Here is a 23,518-nt window from a genome sequence, read left to right on the forward strand (position 1 = left end):
GTCGTCTCCTTCGACGTCGTGCCGGGCGGGGGAGTCGTGCGCGGGAGGGGTGTCAGCCGAGCTGGAACGGGTCGCGCGTCCCGCCGGTCAGCTCGACGAACACGGACTTGTTCTCGGTGTACTCGTGGACCGCGTCGACGCCGTTCTCCCGGCCGATGCCGGAGGCGCCGAAGCCGCCGAAGGGCATGTTGGGGGCGATCACGCGGTAGGCGTTGACCCAGACGGTGCCCGCGCGCAGCTTCCTCGCGACGCGGTGGGCGCGGTGGACGTCCTTGGTCCACACGGCGCCGGCGAGCCCGTACGGGGTGTCGTTGGCGAGCTTCAGCGCCTCGTCCTCGTCGGTGAAGGTGTAGGCGGCGAGCACCGGCCCGAACACCTCCTCACGGACGATCGTGTTCTCCGGGGACACGTTCGTGACGACCGTGGGCCGGACGAACAGTCCGCCGCGCTCGGCGTCGGGCTCGCCGCCGCAGGCGAAGGTCGCGCCCTCGGCGGCCGCGCCCTGCAGGTAGCCGAGCACCTTCTCGTACTGCGGCCGGTTCGCGACCGGGCCCATCTCGGTGGCGGCCTCGGTGGGGTCGCCGAGCACGATGGCCTCGGCCCGCGCGACGACCTTCTCCACCAGGGCGTCGTGCACGTCGGCGTGCACGATCAGCCGGGAGCCGGCCATGCACGTCTGCCCGGTGGCCGCGAACACGCCCGCCACCAGGCCGTTCGCCGCGGCGTCGAGGTCGGCGTCGGGGAAGACGATCTGCGGGGACTTGCCGCCCAGCTCCAGGGTGACCCGGTTGTAGTTGGCCACCGCCGCCTGCGCGACCTTCGCCCCGGTCGCCGACGAGCCGGTGAACGCGACCTTGTCCACTCCGGGGTGCGACGCCAGCGCCTCGCCGCAGGCGCGGTCCCAGCCGGTGACGACGTTGAGCACCCCGGCGGGCAGCCCCGCCTCGTGCAGGATCTCGGCGAACGCGACGGTGGAGGCCGGGGCGTGCTCGGACGGCTTGACGACCATCGTGCAGCCCGCGGCGAGCGCGGGGGCGAGCTTGAAGGTCAGCAGCAGCAGCGGGCTGTTCCACGGCGTGATCGCGGCGACGACGCCCACGGGCTCGCGGGTGGTGAAGCCGAAGTAGTTCGGGTTCACCGGCGGGACGGTGCGGCCCTCGATCTTGTCCGCCAGCCCGGAGAAGTAGTAGTACCACTGGGGCAGGGCGTTCAGCTGGCCGAGCATCTCGCGCAGCAGCTTGCCGGAGTCGCTGACCTCCAGCCGGGCCAGGCGCTCGGCGTTCGCGGCGATCGCGTCGCCGCACCGGCGCAGGATCGCGGCGCGCTGGAAGCCGGTCATGGCACCCCACTCGCCCTCGAACGCGGCGCGCGCCGAGGCGACGGCCTCGTCGACGTCCTCCGCGCCGCCGTCGGCCAGCCGCGCCCACGGTTCCCCGGTGAAGGGGTTCAGCGACGCGAACGTCGCACCGGACCGGGCGTCCACCGCCCTCCCGTGGATGAACTGCCGGAACTCCTGCAGCGGCGATGTCATCGTCGACCTCCTGGCGCGTGCCCGTCCTGACGGGTGGGGACGCTACGAGCGGCCCGGGGCCGTCGACTATCCGCGCGTGGCACACGTGGAGCCGTTCCGCGCGAGCTTCCGGGAACGGCTGACCGGCCGCGGTGATCGGCTGGGCAGGGCGCCCACCAGGCTCTATCGTCAGGGGACTCTTCGACCGCTCGCCACCGACGACGGGACGGCATCAGGAGGAGCCGATGGACGCCCCCGACGCACGCGCGGCCGCTCACCACCTCGGCCGCTACCCGGTCCTCGACACGCGCAACCTCGAGCAGGCGCGCGAGGCGGTGTCCCGGGTCTATCTCGACCACGACCTGACGGCACCGACCGACCAGCTCGAGATGACGCTGAACGCCACCTCGGACCGGATGTTCACCGTCGGCTTCCTGACCTACAAGTCCGCGGCCAAGCTCGTGATGCCGCCGACCGAGGACACGTACCACATCAACCTCACGGTCGCCGGGAACACGATCGCCCAGCGCAGCGACGGGTCGCGGGCCGCCACGGCCGCCGGGGCGTCCGGGCTCACGCTGCTGCCGGACCGGACGACGACGGTGCGCTGGTCACCCGACGCCGAGCAGTACATCCTCAAGATCTCGCGGCGCAGCCTGGAGACCCACCTGGGCGAGCAGCTGAACCGGCCGGTGCACGACGTGGTGGAGTTCGACTTCGGTCTCGACTTCTCCTCGCCCGCGGGGCGGACCCTGCTGTCCTCGGTGCAGTTCCTGGCCCGGGAGCTGAACCGGCCGGGAGGTCTGGCCGAGATGCCCATCGCCCGTGAGCAGCTCGAGGCGTTCGTGATGAGCCAGCTCCTGTACGCCGGCCGCCACCAGTACTCCGACGCCCTCGCCGCGCCGGACGACCCGGTCCGCCGGGGGCGGCTCGGCCCGGTGCTCGACTACATGGAGCAGCACGCGGACGAGCCGTTGACCCCGCAGGAGCTCGCGCGGGTCGGCTGCATGAGCGTGCGCACGCTGCACGCGTCCTTCGCCCAGGAGCTCGGCGAGTCCCCGATGGCCTACCTGCGCCGGGTGCGGCTCGACCACGTCCGCGGGGAGCTGCTGCGCAGCGATCCCACCGTCACGGGGGTGAAGGAGATCGCGCTGCGCTGGGGCTTCTTCCACCCGAGCCGGTTCGCCCAGCAGTACCGGGAACGGTTCGGGGAGCTCCCGCGCGACACGCTACGGGGCTAGGGCGCCGTAGCCGCCGCGGTGGAACAGCAGTGGCGCGCGGACGGGGTCGGCGCCCAGGTCGTGCACCCGCGCGACGACGATCGTGTGGTCCCCGCCCGGGTACTGCTCCTCCAGGGTGCAGTCGATCCACGCGGCCACGCCGGCGAGCACCGGTGCGCCCGACGGCGCCGGGTCCCAGGTGACGCCGGCGAACTTGTCGGTGCCCGAGCGGGCGAAGGCGGAGCTCAGCTCGCGGTGGCCGTCGGCCAGCACGTTCACGCAGAACGCACCCACCTCGCGGATCCGCGGCCAGGTGGTCGAGGTCAGGGCGGGACAGAAGCTGACCAGCGGTGGCTCCAGCGACAGCGAGCTGAAGGACTGGCAGGTGAACCCGACCGGCCCGTCCGCGGTGAGCGCGGTGACCACCACGATCCCCGACGCGAAGTGACCCAGCACCGAGCGCATGCGGCCGGGGTCGATCGGGGGCACCTCGGTGTGCGGGGTCTCGTCCATGGACCGAACGGTAGGGCCGCGGCGCGGCCGCCCGATATCCGTGCGTCGCCGCGGGAGAGCCGCCGACCGCAGGCCGCGCGCAGCGGCTGTGCGCCGTCCGCCTGCGGATATCGGTCCGTCGCCGTCGCGTCCTACGGTCGCCCGGCCCGATGACGTGCCCGATGTGAGGAGCCGGACGTGAACCCGAACCCGATGTCCCTGCCAGGTGCCGCCGCCGTCCGGCGCGGGGTGGCGGCGCTCGCGGCAGGCGGCATGGTGATCGTCACCGACGACGCCGACCGGGAGGACGAGGGCGACCTCGTGCTGTCCGCGGCGACCGCGACGGCCGAGCAGCTCGCGTTCGTCGTCCGGCACACGACCGGCATCGTGTGCGCCCCGATGTCCGCGGAGCGCGCGGACGCGCTGGAGCTGCCCCCGATGGTCGAGGACAACGCCGACGCCCACGGCACCGCCTTCACGGTGTCGGTCGACCACACCGGGGCCGGGACCGGGGTCTCGGCCGCCGACCGTGCGGTGACGCTGCGGGCGCTGGCGGACCCGTCGACCCGGCCCGCGGACCTGTGCAGGCCGGGGCACGTGTTCCCGCTGCGCGCCCGCGCGGGCGGGGTGCTGGTCCGGGCCGGTCACACCGAGGCGACGGTCGACCTGCTGCGGCTCGCCGGGCGGGAGCCGGTCGGGGTGATCGGTGAGATCGTCGCTCCGGACGGTTCGATGGCCCGGGGCGGCGTGCTGCGGGCGTTCGCGGCCGAGCACGACCTGCCGGTGCTCGCGATCGCCGATCTCGTGCGGCACCGGCGGGCGACCGAGCGGCTGGTCGAGCAGGTCGCCTCGGCCGCCATGCCGACCGTGTTCGGCGAGTTCCGCGCGGTCGCCCACCGCTCCCTGGTCGACGGCACCGAGCACCTCGCGCTGGTCCACGGTGACGTCGCCGAGGCGTCCCGCCGCCCGGGCGGCGCGCTCGTGCGGGTGCACAGCGAGTGCCTCACCGGCGACATCATCGGGTCGCTGCGCTGCGACTGCGGCCAGCAGCTGGAACAGGCGCTGCGCGCGATCGCCGACGAGGGCGCGGGAGCCGTGGTCTACCTGCGTGGACACGAGGGGCGGGGGATCGGCCTGGCCCACAAGATCCGGGCCTACGCCCTGCAGGAGACGGGCCTCGACACCCTCGACGCCAACACCGTCCAGGGCCTGCCCGTCGATGCGCGCTCCTACGGCATCGGCGCGCAGATCCTCGCCGACCTGGGGATCACCCGGCTCCGGCTGATCACCAACAACCCGGCCAAGTACGGCGGGCTCGACGGGCACGGCCTGGAGATCGTCGGCCGTGTGGAGCTGCCGTCCGAGCCCACCGCACAGAATCTGCGCTACCTGCGCACCAAGCAGCAGCGGATGGGCCATGCCCTGGGGCTGGGCGAGTACACGGGCTAGATCTCCGGGGCGGGCACCAGCCCGGCCGCGACCGCACCGGTGATGCCGCCGTCGGCGGTGACGGTCGACCCGTTCAGCCAGCGCGAGTCGCGCGAGGCGAGGAAGACCACGGCGGGCGCGATGTCGTCGACCGTCGCGTGCCGGCCCAGGAACTCCCGCACCCCGTCGAGGGTGTCCTTGCCCATGCTCTCCTCGAAGTCGGCGAGGATCGGCGTCTCCACCGGGCCGGGCAGCAGCGCGTTGATGCGCAGCTCGTTCATCTCGCGCACCGCCCCGCCCATGGCCAGGGTGTAGACGGTCGCCGCCTCCTTCGAGAAGGTGTAGGCGTTGCCCTGCTGCGGGTGCGCCGCGAACCAGGCCGCGCCCTCGTCGAAGGTGTCGGTGGCCATCACCTCGCGGATCGTCTCCAGCCGGGCCGGCCAGCCGAAACCGGCGGTCGAGGACACCACGACGATCGACCCGCCGGTGTTCATCCGGTCGAACATCGACTCGGTCAGGTGCCGCATCCCGAGGAAGTTCACCCTGAACACCACGTCGCCGGGGGCGGTACCGGGGACGCCCGCGATGTTGGCGAGGACGTCGAAGGTGCCCTCGATCCGCTCCAGTGCCGAGTCGATGCTCGCGGGGTCGGCCAGGTCGACCCCGACGTGCTGGTCCACCTCGGCGGAGGGCTTGTTGCGGTCGAGGCTGACGACGGTCGCGCCGCCCTCGACGAGCCGTCGGGTGACGGCGTCGCCGATCCCCGACGCGGTGCCCGTCACCAGGCAGCGCAGTCCCTGTACGTCCATGTGATCCCTCCGATGTCGCCGGTGACGCCCCGTTGTTTCTAACCTAGATTAACTTGACAGTGAGGGTCAACGACCCTCGACCACGACCCACCGAGGGAGACGTCGATGCGGACGCGATTCACCGAGCTCGTCGGGGTGGAACACCCCGTGGTGCAGGGCGGCATGCAGTGGGTCGGCCGGGCGCCGCTGGTCGCGGCGGTCGCCGAGGCGGGCGGGCTGGGCTTCCTGACCGCCCTCACCCAGCCCACCCCGGAGGACCTGCGGGCCGAGATCCGCCGCTGCCGCGAGCTGACCGCGAAGCCGTTCGGGGTGAACCTGACCATCCTGCCGACCATCGACTCCCCGCCCTACGACGAGTACCGCCAGGTGATCATCGACGAGGGTGTCCCGGTGGTGGAGACGGCGGGCGCCAACCCGGTCGCCCACCTGGGGCCGCTGCACGACGCGGGGATCGTCGTCGTGCACAAGTGCACCTCGGTCCGGCACGCGCAGAAGGCCCAGGACCTCGGCGTCGACGCGCTGTCGATCGACGGCTTCGAGTGCGCCGGGCACCCCGGCGAGGACGACGTCCCCGGGCTGGTGCTGCTGCCCGCCGCGGCCGACGTCCTCGACGTCCCGTTCCTCGCCTCCGGTGGCATCGCCGACGCCCGCGGCCTGGTCGCGGCGCTCGCGCTCGGCGCGGACGGGGTCAACATGGGCACCCGCTTCCTGTGCACGCGGGAGTCCGGTGTGCACGACGCGGTCAAGGCCCGCATCGTCGAGGCGGGCGAGCGCGACACGGCGCTGATCTTCCGGCAGCTGCGCAACACCGCCCGGGTGGCGGCCAACGCGGTGTCCGCCGAGGTCGTGGAGAAGCTGGCGGCGGGTGCCCGGTTCGACGACATCCGGCACCTGGTCGCGGGCCGCCGCGGCGCGACCGTCTACGAGACCGGCGACCTCGACGCGGGGATCTGGTCGGTCGGGATGGTGCAGGGGATCATCCGCGACGTGCCGACCTGCGCCGAGCTGATCGGCCGGATGGTCGCCGAGGCGGAGGAGATCATCGCCGGTCGGCTGGCCGGGATGGCCGGGGCCCGCTGAGCGGGCCCCGCCCGGCTCAGCGCAGCACGTCGAAGGTCTCCATGTCGGCGACGAAGCGGGCGATCCGCTCGATCGCCCACACCATGTAGCCCTGCGGCTGGAGCCTGTTCTCGAACCGGGTCCCGCCGATCGAGAACAGCGCCAGGGTCAGCGCGTGCAGGGGCTGCCGCCGGTAGGCGAGCATCGCCTCGTCGAACGACGGCGGCTCGGCCACCCCGTGCGCGCGTAGCCGGTCGAGGTAGTGCCGCAGCAGGTCGGCCTCCCAGGCACGGCGGTCCTCGATCGGCAGCGCGACGCTCAGTGCGTAGGACACGTCGAGGGCCCAGTTCCCGCGCGCGACGCACTGCCAGTCGTAGAGACCCATCGCGCCGTCCGGGTCCCGCAGCCAGTTGCCCAGGTGCACGTCCTGGTGCAGCAGTGTCTGCGGGGTCAGGTCGTGCAGGTGCAGCGCCCGCATGAACGCGTCGTGCATCCCGCCGCGCCGGGCGTACACCTCGTCGGGCACCACGTGCCGGGCGCGTTCGAGGCCGACCAGGGTGCGCTTGCGGTAGGAGATCGGGTTCAGCTTCTCCTGCCACGCCGTCGCCCCGCGCAGCCCGGCGAGGTCCCCGCCGGCGCGCAGCCGGGGGCTGTCCCACAGCCCGCCGTGGTAGGTCGCGAGCTGCTCCACCATCGTCTCGGCGTCGCGGCGGGTGACGGTGTTCGTCATCGGGGCCGGGAACGTCCAGCCCTGCGTGCCGAGGTCCTCCAGCAGCAGCAGCGAGCGGTAGGTGTGCGGGTCGTAGCCGGCGTAGAAGGCGCGTGGGCTGCGCAGGTCCAGGGTCGGCCGGGCGCGGTTGTAGAAGATCGCCTCGCCCTCGACGATCTCGGTGACGCCCATCAGCAGCCGCGAGGTGAACGTCGACGTGGCCTTGGTGAACAGGCTGGTCGGCAGGCCCGCGGCCTGGCCGACGGAGTTGTACACGACCCGCAGCGGCAGCCGGGCGCTGGTCCCGGCGTGGCCCTCGCCCGCCTCGACGTCGATCACCATCGCGCCCGGGACGTCCCGGCAGAGCACACCGGTCAGCCACTGCGGGGTGACCGCCCGCGCCGACGGCGGCACGACGGCGGGGTCGGCGGTCCGGCGGTCCGCGCCGAGCCGTTCGCGGGTGATGTGGACGACGACGCGGCCGATCGAGCCGGCGATGTCGGTCAGGGGGCTGGTCATCGGGGGTCCTCCGGAGGCGGTTCGGGGTCGTCGGGGCAGGGGAGCGTCGGCACCACCCCGCGGATGACCGGCCCGAGCTCGGGGCCGGTGTCCCACGCGACGGTGCCGAGGCGCCGGGCGGCGCCGAGCACGGCGGTGGCGAGGTCGGGCCTGCGGGCGGCGAGCCGGTCGTCGGCGACGCAGACGCTGACGGCCGCGACGACGCGCCCGGAGCCGTCGCGCACCGGGGCGGCCACGCAGCCGACGCCCAGGAAGGTCTCCTGCGCGTCGACGCCCACGCCGTCGCGGACGATCCGGTCCAGCTCGGCGTGCAGGGCGTCCAGCCGGTGGATCGTGTGCGGGGTGAACACCGAGAAGCCCTGGTGGGCGCGTTCGACCGCCTCGCCGCGCGGGCGGTGGGCCAGGATCGTCTTGCCCAGCGCGGTGGAGTGCGCGGGCAGCCGGCCGCCGTTGCCGACACCCGGCAGCCGGACCCCTCCCTCGGGATGGACCGCCGACACCGGGACGACGTAGCGGCCGTCCCAGACGCCGAGGCGGCTCGTCGCACCCGTCGCCGCGGCCAGCTCGCGCAGCACCGCACCGGCGCCGCCGTCGAAGCCCGCGCCGTGCACGAGGGTGCGCGACAGCGCCAGCAGCCGCCAGCCCAGCCGGTAGCGGCCGGTGTCGGTGCGCTCCAGCAGCCCGATCCCGGCGAGGCTCGCGAGCAGCTCCTGCGCGGTGGAGCGCGGCAGCTCCAGCCGCGCGGCGACCTCGCGGGGACCCCACTCCGGACGGTCGTGGGTGAACAGTCCCAGCACCGATCCGGCTCTGGCGATCGTGCTCAGCACGGGTCCTCCCTGGCGGTACGGCTCGGCGTCGAGCCGGTGCTGCGGAGCGTGGCGGAACCGGACCGGCGACGACGAGTGCCGTCCGGGATAACCGGACGATGGTGCGTCGCCGGTGCTCCGGGCCGCTAGACCTCGACCATGACCGCGACGCCCGACCCGGCCACGCAGGACCTGCTCGACCGCATCGACCGCTTCGCCGCCGACGAGCTGGCCCCGCTCGAACGCGAGCACCCGCAGTTCTTCGACCACCGCCGCGAGTTCGCCCGCACCGACCTCGACCACGGCGGGGTCCCGGCGCGGGAGTGGGAGGAGCTGCTGACGGAGATGACCCGCCGCGCGGACCGGGCCGGGCTGTACCGGTTCGCGCTGCCCGCCGCACTCGGCGGCGCCGACGGGTCCACCCTCGCCATGGCGCAGGTCCGTGAGCACCTCGCGGCCAGGCCCGTCGGGCTGCACAGCGACCTGCAGTCCGAGACCAGCTGCGTCGGGAACTTCCCGCTGGTGGAGCTGCTCTGGCGGGCGGGCACCGCCGAGCAGCGCGAGTGGATCGAGCCGCTGGTCCGGCGCGAGGTGAGCGGCGGGTTCGGGCTGACCGAGCCCGGCCACGGCAGCGCCGCGACCTGGATGGGCACCCGCGCGGTGCGCCGCGACGGCGACTGGGTGATCGACGGGTCGAAGCGGTTCAACACCGGCATGCACCGCCCGGGCATCGACGTCGTGTTCGCCCGTACCGCGGGCGAGCCCGGCGACGCCCGCGGCATCACCGCGTTCGTCGTCCCGACCGACACACCCGGGTTCCGGGTCGAGCGGCACGCCTGGACGATGGCCATGCCCACCGACCACTCCGACGTGACCCTCGACGGCGTCCGCGTCCCGGACTCCGCGGTGCTCGGCGAGCCGGGCGCCGGGCTCGACCTCGCGCTGCTGTTCGTGCACGAGAACCGCATCCGGCAGGCCGCGTCCAGCCTCGGCGCGGCCCGGTTCTGCATCGACGCGGCGGTGACCCACGCCCGCGAGCGGGAGGTCTTCGGGCGCGCGCTGGCGTCGAACCAGGCGGTCCAGTGGCCCCTGGTCGAGCTGCACACCGAGGCCACCCTGGTGCGTGCGCTGGTCCGGGCGACCGCGGCGGCGATGGACACCGACGGGAAGGTCGCGCCGTCGGAGCAGGTGTCGATGTGCAACCTGCGGGCCAACCGGCTCGCCTGCGAGGCCGCCGACCGGGCGATGCAGGTGCACGGAGGGCTCGGCTACACCCGCGACGTGCCGTTCGAGCACATCTACCGCCACCACCGCCGGTACCGCATCACCGAGGGCACCGAGGAGATCCAGGTCCGCACGATCGCCCGCGAGCTGTTCGGCTTCGGCCGGCGGGCGGGCACGTCGTGAGCGGCCCGGACCCCGACGCGCTCGCGCGGTGGCTGGGCGACCGGGTCGAGACCACCGGGCCGCTGCGGGTCGACCGGATCGGCGACGGCCAGTCCAACGTCACCAGCCTGGTCACCGACGCCGCCGGTCGCGCGTGGGTCCTGCGCCACCGCCCGGCCGGGGCGGCCGCCGACGACGCGCTGCGGGAGGCCGGGGTCCTCCGCGGGCTGGCCGGCGGACCGGTCCCGGTCCCGGCCGTCGTCGCGTCGGGATCCGGAGTCGACGGCGTGCCGGGGGAGTTCTTCGTGATGGAGCGGTCGCCGGGCACGGTCCTGGCCCGGGAGGCCGACGCCGACGTGCTGCCCGTGCCGCGGCGGCGCGCGCTGGCCGGTGACGTGGTCGCGGTGCTGGCCCGGCTGCACGGCGTCGATCCGGAGCGGATCGGGCCGGTCCGCGGCCGCGCCGACGAGCTGTTCGCGCGCCGGGTCCGGCGCGCCGCACGCAACTGGGAGGCCTGGGCGGGGTCGGCGCCCGGGAGCGTCGACGCGGCCTGGCGGGAGGCCCACCGGCGGATCGCCGCCGCGCCGCCGCGGGCCCAGCGGCTCGCCGTCGTCCACGGGGACTACCGGCTCGCGAACCTGCTCGTCGACGGCGGCCGGGTCACCGCCGTCCTGGACTGGGAGCTGTGCACCCACGGCGACCCGCTGGTCGACCTCGCCTGGCTCCTCGACGACTGGCGCGGCCCCGGCGAGCCCGCCGTCGCGATCCCGAGCCCGACCCGGGCCGGCGGCTTCGGCGACCGCGCGGAGCTCGCGGCCGACTACGCCGCCCGCACCGGCCTGGACCTGTCCGGGCTGGACCGCTACCGGGCGCTGACCCACTGGACGGCGGCGACGCTGCTGCAGGGGGTCCTCGTCCGGCGGCGGTCCGGCGCGCTCGGGGGGCACGGGGTGCTCGACCCGGACGCGGTGGAGCGGTCCGTCCGCGACCTGGTCGAGGGCTCCCTCAGCCTGCTGCCGGGGACCGGGTCGGGGACCCGATCCGCGCCCCGACCTGGTGCAGCACGCTCGCCAGGTCCCAGTAGTCGTCGTGCGCGGTGAGCAGGCCGTCGTCGCCGTAGGTGCCGACGGCGGCCCGGCACCGAGAACCGGGCGCCCGCCACGTCGACGAGCTCCCCGGACCGCAGCCGCAGCGGCCCGCGGACCGTGCCCGACCACTCCCACCGCGAGGTGAGCCGTCCGTCGCCGGCCCAGGTCTCGCCGAACTCGATGTGCGAGTCCGGGGCGAACACGAGCATGAACCGGTGGAACCGGGCGATCTCGTCGCGGCCGCGGTAGGTGCCGTCGAGCGCGATGTCGCGGTACACGCCGTCCGGTGCGAAGAAGGACAGCAGCGCGTCCGGATCGGCGGTCCACGCGGCGCCGTAGGCGGAGGCGAAGGCCGGGTCGGCGGGGTGCGGGGTGCTCACGGTCGGGCCAGCCGCTCGGTGGCCTTGCTGGTGCCCGAGCGCAGCCGGTCCAGCCCCTCGGCGATCCGCCGGGTGAACAGCCCCCGCTGGAGCAGGTCGTGGGTGACCCGCAGCTCGTAGGCGGTCGCGGCGACGTGGTCCATGTGCGACGCGCGCAGCGCGACCTCCTTGAGCACCGTGGTCAGCTCGCTGCCGTGCTCGGCGATCTGCGTCGCCAGCGTCAGGGCCGACTCGCGCAGCGTCCCCACCGGCACGACCTCGTCGACGAGCCCGCAGCGCAGCGCCTCCCGGGCGTCGATCGGGTCGCCGGTGAAGAACATCCGGCGGGCCCGCTGCGTGTTCGTCCTGCGCAGGATCGCGTGGTAGAAGCCGTTCATCGCGTACTTGACCTGCGTCGACCCGAACGCGGCGTTCTCCGAGGCGATCGTGATGTCGCACATGTTGGCCAGGTCCATGCCGTAGCCGGGGGCGACGCCGGCGACCGCCGCCACGGTGGGCTTGCGGTAGTCGTAGATCGCGACCATCAGCTTGTAGGCCAGGTCGGTGAACCGGGTCCGGTCGTCGCCGGTGGTGTCCTGCAGGACGTCGAGTGCCCAGCCGGCGCAGAAGAAGTCCTCGTTGCCGATGAGCAGGACGCAGGCGACGTCGTCGTCCTCGGCCCAGGCCGCGAGCGCGGCGACGATCTCCTCGTGCAGCTCCCAGCCCAGCGCGTTGCGCTTCTCCGGGTGGTCGAGCTGCAGGATGCCGACCCCGTTCTCGACGGAGGTCCTCAGGTAGCGGTACTCGGTCACGCGTGTCCTTCCAGTGTCGCCCGCCGCGCTCAGCAGCAGGCCTCGGTCCCGGGTCGGGTGGCGCCGGTCCCGCGGGCCGCGTCGCAGGCGGCGGCGAGGGAGTCGGCGGTGGCGGTGGGGTGGTCGGGCGGGCGACCGGCGAAGTCGGTCACCCCGGCCCAGTGCGCGGCGACCTCGGCCGGTCCGGGCGGCCGGCCGTCGGAGCCGGTGAGGCGGACGCCGTGCGAGCGCTCCCAGCGCAGCACCGAGGCCCAGCCGCCGCCGGTCTCGACGACCTCGCCCGTCAACGGGCACGACGGCAGCGCCAGCGCGACGACGAACGGGGCGACGTCGGCGGCCCGCAGCGCCTGCGCGGGACGGTCGCGGAAGACCTCCTCGGTCATCGAGGTCAGCGCCATCGGGGCGACGGCGTTGACCCGGATCCCGAACCGGTCGCCCTCGGCGGCCAGCGTCCGGGCCAGCCCGAGGACCCCGGCCTTCGCCGCCGCGTAGGCGGCCTGGCCCGGGTTGCCGTGCAGCCCGGCGCCCGAGGTGGTCAGCACGATCGCCCCGCCCCGGGGTCGCAGGTGCGGCCAGGCCGCCGAGCAGGCCGTCCAGCTGCCGCGCAGGTGCACGTCGACGACGGTGTCCCAGTCGTCGTCGGTGAGCCGTGGGACCGCGCGGTCGCGGGTCGCCCCGGCGTTGACGACGAGCACGTCGAGCCGGCCGAGCGCGCCGACGGTGTCGTCGACCAGGGCGCGTCCGTCGCGGGCGTCCCCGGTCACCGGGTGCGCGCGGCCGCCGCCGGAGCGGATCCGCGCGACGACGGCGCCCGCCGCGTCGGCGGTGCGGGCGTGCACGGCGACCGTGGCACCGGCCGCGGCCAGCGCGGTCGCGTACTCCGCGCCCAGCCCCCGGCCGGCCCCGGTGACCAGCGCGACCGTGCCCTCGGCGAACCGGCCGGCGTCGGTCGTGCTCACGCGGGCGCCGTGCGGTGGGCGGACCAGAGGTCGAGGTCGGGCAGCCCCGCCAGGGTGTGCTTGCGGATCTTGCCGGTCGCGGTGACCGGGATGTCGGCGACGACGTGCCACTCGACGGGGGTCTTCGCCCGTGCGAGCCGCTGCCCGGCGACGTGGTCGAGCAGCGGGTCGACGCCGGCCGCGCGGGCGTCGTCGTCGAGGACCACCCAGGCGCCGACGGCCTCCCCGAGACGCTCGTCGGGCACGGCGGTGACCGCGACCCGCCGGACCCCGGGGGCCGAGGCGATCGCCAGCTCGATGTCCATCGTGGAGAACTTCTCGCCGCCCCGGTTCACGATGTCCTTGGTGCGCCCGACGATCTGGACCCAGCCCTCGTCGTCGACCCGGCCGACGTCGCCGGGGGAGAACCAGCCGTCGTCGTCGAGCTGCTCGGCGGTGACGACCGGGTCGGTGTAGCACTCCAGCAGCTGGGGGCCGCGGATCCGCAGCCTGCCGACGGTGCCGGGTGGGACGAGCGCCCCGTCCTCGTCGACGACGGTCATCTCCATCCCGCGCAGCAGCCGACCGTCCCAGGCCCGCCTGCGCTCCAGCGGGTCGTCCGCGGCGGCGATCGCGAGGACGCCCGCGGTCTCGGTCATCCCGTAGGCCCGCACCACCCGCACACCCGCCTCGGACGCCCGGTCGACGATCTCCGGGGCGATCGCGGCGCCCGCGCAGGCGTAGGTGTCGAGCCGGTGGCCCTCGGGCCGGGTCCGGTAGCGCTCGGCGAGGTCGGCGACGAACACGGTCGCGCCCATCATCAGCGTGACCCGCTCGGCCTCGATCAGCTCGACGGCGTCGTCGGGCCGCCAGCCGGACATCACCACCGAGCGGCCGCCCAGGAAGACCGGGAACACCACGGCCGCGACGAAGCCGCCCAGGTGCGACAGCGGCGTCGCGGCGAGGGTGACGGTGTGCTCCCCGGCGCCGAGCGCGTCGCGGAAGTTGACCAGGTGCGCGACGACGGCGCGGTGCGACAGCAGCGCCCCCTTCGGCGCCGCGGTGGTCCCGGAGGTGTAGAGCAGCAGCGCGGGGTCGGCGGGCCCGCGGGTGACCGTGAGCGGCTCGTCGACGGCCGTGGCCGCGTCGGGGACCGCGACCCATCCGGGGCGCCCGCCGCCGACGAGGTAGCGCACCACCGGGTCGAGGCCCGCCTCGTCGAGCAGCCCGTCGAGCTCGGCGGCCGGGTCGCGCGGGCCGAGGGCGTCGACGGTGCACACCACCGCGGGGCGGCAGTCGGCGACGATCTGGCGCATCTCGTGCTCGCGGTAGATCGGGATGACGGGCACGTCCACCGCGCCCGCCCGGAACGCCGCGACCTGCACCGCGAGCGCCTCGAGCCGGTTGGGCAGCTGGACCAGGACCCGGTCGCCCGGGGCCACGCCGCGCCGGACGAGGTCCTGGGCGATCGCGCGGGTCCAGCGCTCGAACTCGCCGTAGCTCACGCGGCGGCCCTCGAAGCAGAACAGCTCCCGCTCGGGGTGGCGGGCGGCCGCCCGGGGGACCAGGTCGGCCAGTGTGGTCGCGGTCCACAGACCCGACGCGCGGTAGCCGGCGTACCGGTAGGCGGTGCTGGCGGAGGGGGTGGCAGTCGTCATCGACGTGCTCCTACGGCTCGAACCGACGTGATCCGTCACCGTATCTAGTGACGGATCACTCGGTCAGGGTCCGAACGGCCGATCAGCGGCGGCGGAGGCGACCGAACGCCTCGCCGATCCGCTCCAGCACGTCGGGGTGGCGGATGACCTCCCGGTAGGCGGAGGTCTCGAACGACAGCGCGCTGATCGGGTCCATCGTGGGCGAGCGCAGCGCCAGCTCCTTGTTGATCATCGCCGAGCGCGTGGTGGTGGCCGCGATCGACCGGGCCAGCTCCGTGGCGGCGCCGACCACGCCACCGGTCGGCACCAGGCGGTCGACCAGCCCGATCCGCAGCGCCTCCGCGGCGTCGATCCGGTCCCCGGAGAAGGTGAGCAGCTTGGCCTGGCTGAGCCCGACGATCTTCCACAGCGGGGAGAAGTACGGGGTCAGCCCGAACTTGATCTGCGGGAACCCGAACACGGCGTTCTCCGCGCCGATCCGGATGTCGCAGAACACGGCGATGTCGCAGCCGCCGCCCAGGGTCGGGCCCGCGCAGGCGGCGATGGTGGGCTTGGCGTAGTCGAGCAGCGCGCCGTAGACCCGCAGGCACATGGCGGAGTACTCGTCGCGGGAGTCCTCGGTGAACGCCGACTGCAGGTCGAGGTCGAGGCCCGCGGAGAACGCCTCCTCGCCCCCGGTGACCACGACCGCGGCGACGTCGTCGTCGGCCCGCCACGCGTCGAGCTGGTCGCCCAGCGCGGCGAACAGCTCCAGGCTGAGCGCGTTGCGCCGGTGCATGCGGTTGAAGGTGATGGTGCCGACACCGTCGGCGACGGTGGTGCGGACGGCCTCGTCGTCGGCCATGGGGGTACTCCTCGGGTGCGGGGAACGGTGGGGGAGGGGCCGGGTCAGCGGGTGGCCGCGGGGCTGCGGCCCAGCAGCGACAGCAGGTACGCGCCGCCGATGCGGTCCTCGCGGGGCGGGAGCGCGCCGAGCTGGCGCATCATCTCGGTGATCTCGTACTGGGCGAGGTAGGACGACAGCAGCCCGTCGGTGAACTCCAGGAAGATGTCGCAGCCGTAGGTGCTGAAGGTCGCGTCGGGGGCGAGCTTCGCGGGGCCGTGGCCGTACTGGCGGAACAGGCACAGGGCCCGGCCGTCCTCCGGTGCGGTGAAGGTCTGGATCTCGTCGAAGGCGACGTCGGGCATGACCGCCCAGATCCGGTCGACGTAGGCGCGCATGCCGTCACGCCCGTCGATCACCTCCGGCCAGAAGACGGTGTCCTCCCAGCGGATGCCGGGGTGCAGGATCTCGAGCACGCGCTCGGTGTCGTGGGAGTTCCACGCCGCCAGCCAGCGGCGGGAGAAGTCACGCAGGAAGGCCTCGGTCTGGGGTGCCGGCACGGCGGCTCCTCGTCGGTTCGGAGGCCCGCGCCGGTGCGGGCCGCGTGACATCACCCTAGCGACGATTAACTTATAGCGGAAGTGCGGACCAGCTCGACGAACCGGGCGAGCAGCCGGTCCAGCGCCTCGACGTCGACCGGGCGGTGCAGCAGCTGGGCGCCGACGATCATCGACAGGCACAGTTCGGCCAGCTCGTCGGCGTCCGCGCCCGCCCCGGCCTCGACGACGGCGGCCCGGACGACCTCCCGGCGGCGCCGGTCCACCTCCCGCTGTGCCGCCGCGACGGCCGGGTCGCCGGTGCTCCAGACCCGGATCGCGGCCTCCGCGTCGTGCGGGACCGTCCGGGCGAGCCGGCGCAGGAGCTCCAGGCGCTCCAGCGGCGCGAGCGGTGCCGCGGCCTCGCGGGCGATCTCCTCGGTCCGCGCGGCCCAGTGCTCCAGGAACTGCGTGACGAAGTCCGGCCAGTTGCGGAACCAGTTGTAGAACGACCCGCTCGACACCCCGAGGTGGCGGTGCAGGGCGGTCATCGACAGGTCGCGGGAGCCGGATCCGGACAGGATCTCGACGGCTGCCGCGTAGTAGTCCTCGCGGCCGACGTACTGCGGCACGGGCGGCTCCTCGGGTGCGGGTCGGGCCGGGTCAGCATCGCAGCCGCGTGCGGACCCTTCCGACATAGAAACCTCTATGTTAACTTCCGCTAGGTCACAGCCGCAGAGATGTCGAAGGAGACGTCATGGGTGGGTTCCGGTCGCCGGACGAGGTGCACGAGTTCCTGGGTGGGATCTTCGAGGAGGCGATGGCCGACCAGGCCATCGGACCGAAGCTCGCCGCGACCGGCATGAGCCTGCGGATGGACTACACCGACCCCGAGACGACGGTCCGTGTCGACTTCGCGACGAAGGAGATCACCACCGGCCCGGCGGCCGCGGTCGACTCCGACGCGACGCTGGCGATGAGCGCCGACACCGCCAACCAGTACTGGCAGGGCAAGGTCAGCCTGCCGCTGGCGATGGCCCGCGGGAAGATCACCGTCGGCGGCTCGGCGGCGCAGCTGCTGAAGCTCTCGCCGATCGCGAAGAGCCTCTACCCCCGCTACACGGCGATGCTCACCGACCGCGGGCGCGCCGACCTGGTCGTGGGCTGAGGTGGGCGGCACCACCGCGCCCGCGACCGGGCGCGCCCACCACCCGCTCGACGTCTCCTCCGAGGAGTTCTGGCGGCTGGCCCCCGAGGAGCGGGAGCACACCTTCGCCCGGCTGCGCGCCGAGGCGCCCGTCTCCTGGCAGCGGCCGGTGCACAGCCCGATGATGGACGGCGACGACGGCTCGCCCGGCTACTGGGCGGTCGTGCGGGCGGCGGACATCGCGACGGTGAGCCGCCGGGCCGACGTCTTCTCCTCGGCCACCGGCGGGGTGCTCGTCGAGGAGTTCCCCGAGGAGGTCCTGGAGATGGCCACCTCGATCCTCACCATGGACGACCCCCGGCACCGGAAGGTCCGCAGGCTGGTCGCGTCGGTGTTCACCCCGCGACGGGTGCAGCGGATCGAGGAGCAGATCGCCCGGCAGGCCCGCGAGATCGTCGCGGACGTCGGGGACCGGGGCGAGGTCGAGCTGGTCTCCGCGGTGTCGGCGCGGCTGCCGATGTGGACGATCTCGGAGATGATCGGCATCCCGCCCGACCGCCGCGACGAGGTGGCCGCGGCGGCCGAGTCGATGGTCGCCTGGGGCGACGACGAGGGCACCGAGGGCTCCGACGCGGCGACGGTGATGCTCAACGGCATCGTCACGCTGCACGGCGCCTGCCAGGACGTCATCGACGCCCGGCGGGAGAGCCCCCGCGACGACCTCGTCTCGGCGCTGGTGGCAGCCGAGGTCGACGGCGAGCACCTCACCGACGACGACATCCGGTCGTTCTTCGTGCTGCTGTGCGTGGCCGGCAACGACACCACCAAGCAGACCACCACGCACACGGTCCGCGCCCTGACCGAGCACCCGGAGCAGCGGGAGTGGCTGTTCGCCGACTACGACGCCCGGATCGGGACGGCGGTCGAGGAGTTCGTGCGCTGGGCGAGCCCGGTGATGACGTTCCGGCGGACCGCGCTGGAGCGCGTCGAGCTGGGCGGACAGGTGATCGAGCCCGGGGACAGGGTCACGCTGTTCTACGGCTCGGGCAACCGCGACGAGCAGGTGTTCGAGCGGCCGCTGGAGTTCGACCTGTCCCGCACGCCGAACCCGCACGTGGCCTTCGGCGGCGGTGGGCCGCACTTCTGTCTCGGCTCGCACCTGGCGAAGACCCAGCTGCGCTGGATCGTCCGCGAGCTCTACGACCGGCTGCCCGACCTGCGCGCCGACGGCGAGCCGGACCGGCTGGTCAGCACGTTCATCAACGGGATCCGACGGCAGCGGTGCGTGTTCACACCGCGATGAGGCCCGGTGCGGGCCGGGCGGGGTCAGTCGCCGTCGCGCAGTACGGCCAGCGCGACCGCGGTGACCTCCGCGCGCACCGCCGGTCTGCCGTGTGCCGACGAGGTGAGCCGGGTCAGGTCGCTGACCGCCGACACCGCCGCCCGCACCCGCAGGCGCGCGGTCGGTTCGTCGAGGTCGAGGAAGTAGGCCAGCAGCGATCGGGTCCAGTCGCGCAGCTCGGTCCGGACCGCGGCGGCGGTCCGTTCCCGGGCGTCGGAGGGCAGGTGGTGGAACTCCGAGACGTAGACGCCGAGCAGCGCGCGGTTGGCCAGGCAGAACCCCACGTAGCGGTCGACCAGCCCGGCGAGGTCGACCGAGCCGGGGTGGGCGCGCCGGGCGCGCTGCTCGGCCCGCAGCCGCTCCGAGCCCAGGTCGTACGCGGCGCTCAGGATGTCGGCCTTCGTCGCGAAGTGGTGCAACAGGCTCGGGCCCGCCATCCCGACCGCGGCGCCGATGTCGTCCAGACTCACCCCGGCGTAGCCGCGGGTGTGGAACAGCTCGACGGCGTGGTCGACGATCTCCTGCGGCCGCGAGACGGCATCACCGTCGGGCGCGACGATGCCCTCGTCGACCGGTGCACCGCCCGGCGGACTCCCGGCGGGCGGCGTGGAGCGCAGGCAGGCCAGCGCGGCCGAGGCCAGCACGGCGCGCACCTGGTCGCCGTCGAGGCTGGTGCCGGTCGACGACGGGGTGGCCAGTACACCCAGCGCCCCGGTCACCAGCACCCCGGCGGCACGTTCGGTGAGCTCCGGACGGTCACGTCGCAGGCGGTGCGACAGCAGCTCGAGCCGGCTGCGCAGCCGTTCCCGCACCGCCTCGCGGGTCTCCGGGCCCAGGAACCGGACCTCGCGCTGCAGCAGCGTCCACAGGTCGGGCCGGTCCAGGGCGACCCTGGTCAACGCGTCGACCAGGTCCTCGAGCGGACTCTCGAGGTGCAGTTCGACGGCCGCGGCGACCTCGTCGATCCCGCCGTCGAGGGCTGCGGCGAGCAGCGCCTCCTTGTTGTGGAAGTGCCGGTAGACCGCCGGGCCGGTGAGCCCCACGTCGGCGGCCACGTCACCGAGGGACACCTGGTGGTAGCCGACCAGATGGAACCGGGCGGCCGCGGTGCGGGCGAGCTGGGCGCGGCGCTCGGCGGCCTGCATCCGGCGCCGCGGTGCTGCATGCGGTGCGGCCACGTCCCACCCCCCTCCGGCCGGGACGACTCTAGAAGACCCGGCACCGCCGGATCGTTGCCGGTGCGGCCCGTCCCCACTATTTTATCCGAGTTAGAAACTGTCGTCGTCGACGGCGACCACACCGACGTGGAGGATCCGTGACCCACCCCGGCGCCCATGCCGCACAGAACCCGGACAAGATCGCCGCGATCCTCGCCGAGACGGGTGAGCGGGTGACCTATGCGGAGCTGGAGGAGCGCTCGGTCCGGCTCGCGAACGTCCTGCGGGAGGCCGGCCTGCGTCCGGGCGACGTCGTCGCCCTGCTGAGCGAGAACAACCTGCGGGTCTTCGAGGTCTACTGGGCCGCGATGCGCTCGGGGCTCTACGTCACCGCGATCAACCACAACCTCGTCGCCGAGGAGGCGGGCTACATCGTCGCCGACTCCGGGGCGGCCGCGCTCGTCGTCTCGGCGGGCAAGGCCGACGTCGCGAAGGCGGTGCTGGCCACCGGCGTCCGGCCCGGGCTGCTCCTGTCCTACGACGGCCCGGTCGACGGCTTCGGCTCCTACGAGGAGGCACTGGCCGCGGCGTCGGACGTCGCGCCGGCCGAGCAGCCGCACGGCGCCCCGATGCTCTACTCGTCGGGCACGACCGGGCGCCCGAAGGGCGTGCGCCCGCCGTTGCCGCCGGTGCCCTTCACCGAGATCGGGGACCCGCTGGTCGGCCTGATCGGCCAGGCGTTCGGCGTCGGCCCGGACACCGTCTACCTCACCCCGGCCCCGATTTACCACGCCGCGCCGCTGCGCTGGTGCGGCGCCGTGCACGCGCACGGCGGGACCGTGGTGATGCTGCGCCGCTTCGACGCGGCCGCCGCACTGGACGCGATCGCCCGGCACCGCGTCACCCACGCCCAGTTCGTGCCGACGATGTTCGTGCGGATGCTGCACCTGCCGCAGGAGCAGCGGGACGCGGCCGACGTCTCCTCGCTGCGGGTGGCCGTGCACGCGGCGGCGCCGTGCCCGGTCGACGTCAAGCAGGCGATGATCGACTGGTGGGGCCCGATCCTGGTCGAGTACTACGCCGGGACCGAGGGCAACGGTCTCACCATGACCGACAGCACGACCTGGCTGACCAAGCCGGGCACCGTCGGCAGGCCGCTGCTGGGTGTCCTGCACATCTGCGACGACGACGGCCGCGAGCTGCCCACCGGCGAGATCGGCACGGTCTACGTCGAGCGCGAGACCGTGCCCTTCGAGTACCACAACGACCCGGAGAAGACGAAAGCCGCGCAGCACCCCGAGCACGAGACCTGGACGACGCTCGGCGACATCGGCTACGTCGACGGGGACGGCTTCCTGTTCCTCACCGACCGCAAGTCGTTCATGATCATCTCGGGCGGGGTGAACATCTACCCGCAGGAGACCGAGAACGCCCTGGCCCTGCACCCGGCCGTGCACGACGTCGCCGTGATCGGGCTGCCGGACCCGGAGATGGGGGAGCGGGTCACCGCGTTCGTCCAGCCGCGCGCCGGCGTCGCGACCGGCCCGGAGCTGGAGCAGGAGATCATCGCGTTCGTGAAGTCGCGGATCGCCGGGTACAAGGCCCCGCGCAGCGTCCGGTTCGTCGACGACCTGCCGCGCACCGAGACCGGCAAGCTCGTCAAGGGCGAGCTGCGCGCCCGCTACGCGAGGACCTGAGCGGCCCCGCCGCACCGGAGAGGTGGGGTCAGGGGCGCAGCGAGTAGAGGATCATCGACTGGGCGACGGCGATGGTCCGGTCGATCTCGCCGCGCTCCGGGTCCCACCACTCCACGGTCCAGTTCAGCGAGCCCAGGATCAGCATCCGGCCGATGACCGGGTCGACGTCCGGGCGCAGCTGCCCGGCGGCGCGCAGGTCCTCGATCAGCCCGCGCCAGATCTCGTGGTACTCGGCGATGTGCTCCCGGGCCCGCGCGGACAGGTGCTCGGGCAGCTGGTTGGCGTTGCGGACGACGGCCCGCGCGTAGTCCGAGAGCTGCAGCTCGTGGCGGAGCTGGGCCTCGACCGCGGCGGCGAGCCGGTCGGCGGGCGGGCTGCCGTCGGGCAGCGCCTCCAGCACCGCGGCCAGGTGCTCGCGCATCGACGCCGCCCCGGTCGCCACGACGTCCTCGATCAGGTCCTCGCGCGAGGGGTAGTAGTAGTAGATCGCCGGCGCCTGGATCTTCGCGACCTGCGCGATGTCCGACAGTCGGGTGCCCGCGAAGCCCTTCTGGCTCAGCACCTGCGCCGCGGCGTCCAGCAGCCGGGCCCGGGTGCGGGCCGACTTGCTGTCGCTGCTGTCGGTGCCGTCCGGCTCGGCCGGTGCGACCGCGTTCGTCTTCCGTGCCACCGGGGAAGGATAGTCCGAGCCGTTGCCGCGGGCCGGGATCGGCGCACCCGGCCGGTGTCGCCGACGACCGGAGGACCGGCCGCCGGCGACCCGCTCAGCTGCGGTAGCGGGCGGCGATGTCCCGTCCGACGATCTCCTTCATGATCTCGGTCGTGCCGCCGTAGATGGTCTGGATGCGGCCGTCGGCGAACGCACGGGCCACCGGGTACTCGAGCATGAAGCCGTAGCCGCCGTGCAGCTGCACGCACCGGTCGGTGATCCGCTTCTGCAGCTCGGTCAGGTACCACTTGCCCTTCGCGGCCTCGACCGGCGTCAGCTCGCCCCGGTTGAAGGCCAGCACCGCGCGGTCGGTCCACGACTCGGCGACCTCGAGCTCGGTCTCCATCTCGGCCAGTACGAACCGCGAGTTCTGGAAGTCGCCGATGGCCTGCCCGAACGCCTGGCGCTCGAAGCAGTAGCGGGCGGTGTGCTCGTAGACCGCCCGCGCCGCGGTCACCGCGGAGGCGATCAGGCCGAGCCGCTCCTGCGGGAGGTGGCTCATCAGGTGCATCAGGCCGTGGCCCTCGGTGCCGATCAGGTTCTCGGCGGGCAGCCGCACGGAGTCGAAGAACAGCTCGCCGGTGTCCTGGGCGTGCAGGCCGACCTTCTCCAGACGGCGCCCGCGCCGGAAGCCGTCCATGTCCCGCTCGACGACGAACAGGCTGAACCCGCGCGAACCCGCCTCCGGGTCGGTACGCGCGGCGACGATCACGAAGTCGGCCGACAGGGCGCTGGAGATGAACGTCTTGGAGCCGTCGAGCACCCAGCCGTCGCCGTCGCGCCGGGCGGAGGTCCGGATGCCCTGCAGGTCGCTGCCGGTGCCGGGCTCGGTCATCGCGAGCGCGCCGAGCATCTCGCCGCGGGCGAACGGGGCCAGCCAGCGCTTCTTCTGCTCGTCGGTGGTGAGGTCGAGCAGGTAGGCGAGCACCAGGTCGTCCTGCAGGCCCAGGGTCATGCCGAAGGAGGTCGCGCCGACCCGCGCGACCTCCTCGTTCACCACCATCCGGTACCGGTAGTCGGTCTCGCCCGCACCGCCGAACTCCTCCGGCACTGAGAGCGCGTAGACGCCCTGCTCGGCGGCGGTGCGGAACACCGCGGGGTCGATGGCGTGCGCGCGCTCCCAGTCCAGGTAGTGCGGCTCGACCTCGCGGGCCAGGAACTCGCGCACGGTGGCGCGGTACTGCTCGTGGTCGTCGGTGTAGAGCTCACGGCGCATGGGGTCTCCTCGGTCGGCGGGCGGGGCCCGGTGATGACGCGGCCGGGCCGGGGCGCCGGCACCCGATCCGGCGAACCGGAGCGTCATTATTCTAATGT

22 protein-coding genes and 1 pseudogene are annotated in these 23,518 nt (G+C 73.8%); 8 read left to right on the plus strand and 15 right to left on the minus strand.

Going from position 1 to position 23,518, the window contains the following annotated elements:
* Positions 1 to 52: 52 nt before the first annotated feature.
* Positions 53 to 1,531: an aldehyde dehydrogenase gene (locus ND486_RS28105; protein ID WP_251787330.1), complete on the minus strand. Its 1,479-nt coding sequence runs from the start codon at positions 1,529 to 1,531 to the stop codon at positions 53 to 55.
* Between the two features lie 224 nt (positions 1,532 to 1,755).
* Between ND486_RS28105 and ND486_RS28110 the strand changes: the two genes are divergently transcribed.
* Complete coding sequence (locus ND486_RS28110; RefSeq protein WP_251787331.1) at positions 1,756 to 2,751, plus strand: helix-turn-helix domain-containing protein; 996 nt, start codon at positions 1,756 to 1,758, stop codon at positions 2,749 to 2,751.
* Here ND486_RS28110 and ND486_RS28115 read toward each other — a convergent pair.
* On the minus strand, positions 2,740 to 3,243 hold the full coding sequence (locus ND486_RS28115; protein WP_062396876.1) for a flavin reductase family protein: 504 nt from the start codon (positions 3,241 to 3,243) through the stop codon (positions 2,740 to 2,742). The two genes, ND486_RS28110 and ND486_RS28115, sit on opposite strands and share 12 nt — an antisense overlap.
* 192 nt (positions 3,244 to 3,435) lie before the next feature.
* Here ND486_RS28115 and ND486_RS28120 point away from each other — a divergent pair, with 192 nt between their 5' ends.
* A complete protein-coding gene (locus ND486_RS28120) occupies positions 3,436 to 4,671 on the plus strand; it encodes a bifunctional 3,4-dihydroxy-2-butanone-4-phosphate synthase/GTP cyclohydrolase II (RefSeq protein WP_251787361.1) in 1,236 nt (411 codons plus the stop codon).
* On the opposite strand, the gene ND486_RS28125 is transcribed toward ND486_RS28120, so the two are convergent.
* Positions 4,668 to 5,459, minus strand: coding sequence for a coniferyl-alcohol dehydrogenase (locus tag ND486_RS28125; RefSeq protein WP_251787332.1), 792 nt, complete (start codon positions 5,457 to 5,459; stop codon positions 4,668 to 4,670). The genes ND486_RS28120 and ND486_RS28125 overlap by 4 nt on opposite strands.
* Positions 5,460 to 5,564: 105 nt before the next feature.
* Here ND486_RS28125 and ND486_RS28130 point away from each other — a divergent pair, with 105 nt between their 5' ends.
* The gene (locus ND486_RS28130) at positions 5,565 to 6,539 is read left to right on the plus strand and encodes a nitronate monooxygenase family protein (RefSeq protein ID WP_251787333.1); all 975 of its coding nucleotides are present in this window, start codon (positions 5,565 to 5,567) and stop codon (positions 6,537 to 6,539) included.
* A 16-nt stretch (positions 6,540 to 6,555) separates the two neighbouring features.
* Here the strand turns inward: ND486_RS28130 and ND486_RS28135 are convergent, their stop codons facing one another.
* Positions 6,556 to 7,746, minus strand: a complete 1,191-nt coding sequence (locus tag ND486_RS28135) for an aminoglycoside phosphotransferase family protein (protein ID WP_251787334.1) — start codon at positions 7,744 to 7,746, stop codon at positions 6,556 to 6,558.
* A complete protein-coding gene (locus ND486_RS28140) occupies positions 7,743 to 8,573 on the minus strand; it encodes an IclR family transcriptional regulator (RefSeq protein WP_251787335.1) in 831 nt (276 codons plus the stop codon). Before ND486_RS28140 ends, ND486_RS28135 begins: the two co-directional genes overlap by 4 nt.
* Positions 8,574 to 8,711: 138 nt before the next feature.
* Here ND486_RS28140 and ND486_RS28145 point away from each other — a divergent pair, with 138 nt between their 5' ends.
* Entirely contained in the window at positions 8,712 to 9,959 is a 1,248-nt protein-coding gene (locus tag ND486_RS28145) for an acyl-CoA dehydrogenase family protein (RefSeq protein WP_251787336.1), read from the plus strand.
* The gene (locus tag ND486_RS28150) at positions 9,956 to 11,038 is read left to right on the plus strand and encodes a phosphotransferase family protein (RefSeq protein WP_251787337.1); all 1,083 of its coding nucleotides are present in this window, start codon (positions 9,956 to 9,958) and stop codon (positions 11,036 to 11,038) included. Before ND486_RS28145 ends, ND486_RS28150 begins: the two co-directional genes overlap by 4 nt.
* Positions 11,039 to 11,109: 71 nt before the next feature.
* On the opposite strand, the pseudogene ND486_RS30100 reads toward ND486_RS28150, so the two are convergent.
* The 7 genes and pseudogenes from ND486_RS30100 to ND486_RS28180 all read right to left on the minus strand — a co-directional run.
* Positions 11,110 to 11,406: pseudogene (locus ND486_RS30100) on the minus strand (nuclear transport factor 2 family protein); the annotation flags it as partial.
* Positions 11,403 to 12,197, minus strand: a complete 795-nt coding sequence (locus ND486_RS28155; RefSeq protein WP_251787338.1) for an enoyl-CoA hydratase/isomerase family protein — start codon at positions 12,195 to 12,197, stop codon at positions 11,403 to 11,405. The pseudogene ND486_RS30100 and the gene ND486_RS28155, both read right to left, overlap by 4 nt.
* Before the next feature lie 29 nt (positions 12,198 to 12,226).
* A complete protein-coding gene (locus ND486_RS28160; protein WP_251787339.1) occupies positions 12,227 to 13,156 on the minus strand; it encodes an SDR family NAD(P)-dependent oxidoreductase in 930 nt (309 codons plus the stop codon).
* Entirely contained in the window at positions 13,153 to 14,793 is a 1,641-nt protein-coding gene (locus tag ND486_RS28165) for a class I adenylate-forming enzyme family protein (RefSeq protein WP_251787340.1), read from the minus strand. Before ND486_RS28165 ends, ND486_RS28160 begins: the two co-directional genes overlap by 4 nt.
* 82 nt (positions 14,794 to 14,875) lie before the next feature.
* A complete protein-coding gene (locus tag ND486_RS28170; RefSeq protein ID WP_251787341.1) occupies positions 14,876 to 15,637 on the minus strand; it encodes an enoyl-CoA hydratase/isomerase family protein in 762 nt (253 codons plus the stop codon).
* Positions 15,638 to 15,681: 44 nt separating this feature from the next.
* Entirely contained in the window at positions 15,682 to 16,176 is a 495-nt protein-coding gene (locus ND486_RS28175; protein ID WP_251787342.1) for a nuclear transport factor 2 family protein, read from the minus strand.
* A 65-nt stretch (positions 16,177 to 16,241) separates the two neighbouring features.
* Positions 16,242 to 16,784, minus strand: a complete 543-nt coding sequence (locus ND486_RS28180; protein WP_251787343.1) for a TetR/AcrR family transcriptional regulator — start codon at positions 16,782 to 16,784, stop codon at positions 16,242 to 16,244.
* A 125-nt stretch (positions 16,785 to 16,909) separates the two neighbouring features.
* On the opposite strand from ND486_RS28180, the gene ND486_RS28185 reads away from it, so the two are divergent.
* Together ND486_RS28185 and ND486_RS28190 are read left to right on the plus strand one after the other, a co-directional pair.
* Positions 16,910 to 17,320, plus strand: a complete 411-nt coding sequence (locus ND486_RS28185) for an SCP2 sterol-binding domain-containing protein (protein ID WP_224393046.1) — start codon at positions 16,910 to 16,912, stop codon at positions 17,318 to 17,320.
* A gap of 1 nt (position 17,321) precedes the next feature.
* On the plus strand, positions 17,322 to 18,602 hold the full coding sequence (locus tag ND486_RS28190) for a cytochrome P450 (RefSeq protein ID WP_208823327.1): 1,281 nt from the start codon (positions 17,322 to 17,324) through the stop codon (positions 18,600 to 18,602).
* A gap of 23 nt (positions 18,603 to 18,625) precedes the next feature.
* Here ND486_RS28190 and ND486_RS28195 read toward each other — a convergent pair whose 3' ends face one another.
* Positions 18,626 to 19,819, minus strand: coding sequence for a TetR/AcrR family transcriptional regulator (locus tag ND486_RS28195; protein WP_251787344.1), 1,194 nt, complete (start codon positions 19,817 to 19,819; stop codon positions 18,626 to 18,628).
* A 137-nt stretch (positions 19,820 to 19,956) separates the two neighbouring features.
* On the opposite strand from ND486_RS28195, the gene ND486_RS28200 reads away from it, so the two are divergent.
* Entirely contained in the window at positions 19,957 to 21,495 is a 1,539-nt protein-coding gene (locus ND486_RS28200) for an acyl-CoA synthetase (RefSeq protein ID WP_251787345.1), read from the plus strand.
* A 28-nt stretch (positions 21,496 to 21,523) separates the two neighbouring features.
* On the opposite strand, the gene ND486_RS28205 is transcribed toward ND486_RS28200, so the two are convergent.
* Positions 21,524 to 22,165, minus strand: coding sequence for a TetR/AcrR family transcriptional regulator (locus ND486_RS28205; protein WP_251787346.1), 642 nt, complete (start codon positions 22,163 to 22,165; stop codon positions 21,524 to 21,526).
* A 94-nt stretch (positions 22,166 to 22,259) separates the two neighbouring features.
* Complete coding sequence (locus tag ND486_RS28210) at positions 22,260 to 23,420, minus strand: acyl-CoA dehydrogenase family protein (protein ID WP_251787347.1); 1,161 nt, start codon at positions 23,418 to 23,420, stop codon at positions 22,260 to 22,262.
* Positions 23,421 to 23,518 lie beyond the last annotated feature (98 nt).

The organism is Pseudonocardia sp. DR1-2, from assembly GCF_023717215.1.
In the GTDB taxonomy this organism is placed as follows: domain Bacteria; phylum Actinomycetota; class Actinomycetes; order Mycobacteriales; family Pseudonocardiaceae; genus Pseudonocardia; species Pseudonocardia alni.

Coding starts and splice junctions, on each gene's coding strand:
- ND486_RS28105 (WP_251787330.1), bottom strand. CDS start 1,531: ATGACATCGCCGCTGCAGGAGTTCCGGCAGTTCATCCACGGGAGGGCG.
- ND486_RS28110 (WP_251787331.1), top strand. CDS start 1,756: ATGGACGCCCCCGACGCACGCGCGGCCGCTCACCACCTCGGCCGCTAC.
- ND486_RS28115 (WP_062396876.1), bottom strand. CDS start 3,243: ATGGACGAGACCCCGCACACCGAGGTGCCCCCGATCGACCCCGGCCGC.
- ND486_RS28120 (WP_251787361.1), top strand. CDS start 3,436: ATGTCCCTGCCAGGTGCCGCCGCCGTCCGGCGCGGGGTGGCGGCGCTC.
- ND486_RS28125 (WP_251787332.1), bottom strand. CDS start 5,459: ATGGACGTACAGGGACTGCGCTGCCTGGTGACGGGCACCGCGTCGGGG.
- ND486_RS28130 (WP_251787333.1), top strand. CDS start 5,565: ATGCGGACGCGATTCACCGAGCTCGTCGGGGTGGAACACCCCGTGGTG.
- ND486_RS28135 (WP_251787334.1), bottom strand. CDS start 7,746: ATGACCAGCCCCCTGACCGACATCGCCGGCTCGATCGGCCGCGTCGTC.
- ND486_RS28145 (WP_251787336.1), top strand. CDS start 8,712: ATGACCGCGACGCCCGACCCGGCCACGCAGGACCTGCTCGACCGCATC.
- ND486_RS28165 (WP_251787340.1), bottom strand. CDS start 14,793: ATGACGACTGCCACCCCCTCCGCCAGCACCGCCTACCGGTACGCCGGC.
- ND486_RS28170 (WP_251787341.1), bottom strand. CDS start 15,637: ATGGCCGACGACGAGGCCGTCCGCACCACCGTCGCCGACGGTGTCGGC.
- ND486_RS28185 (WP_224393046.1), top strand. CDS start 16,910: ATGGGTGGGTTCCGGTCGCCGGACGAGGTGCACGAGTTCCTGGGTGGG.
- ND486_RS28210 (WP_251787347.1), bottom strand. CDS start 23,420: ATGCGCCGTGAGCTCTACACCGACGACCACGAGCAGTACCGCGCCACC.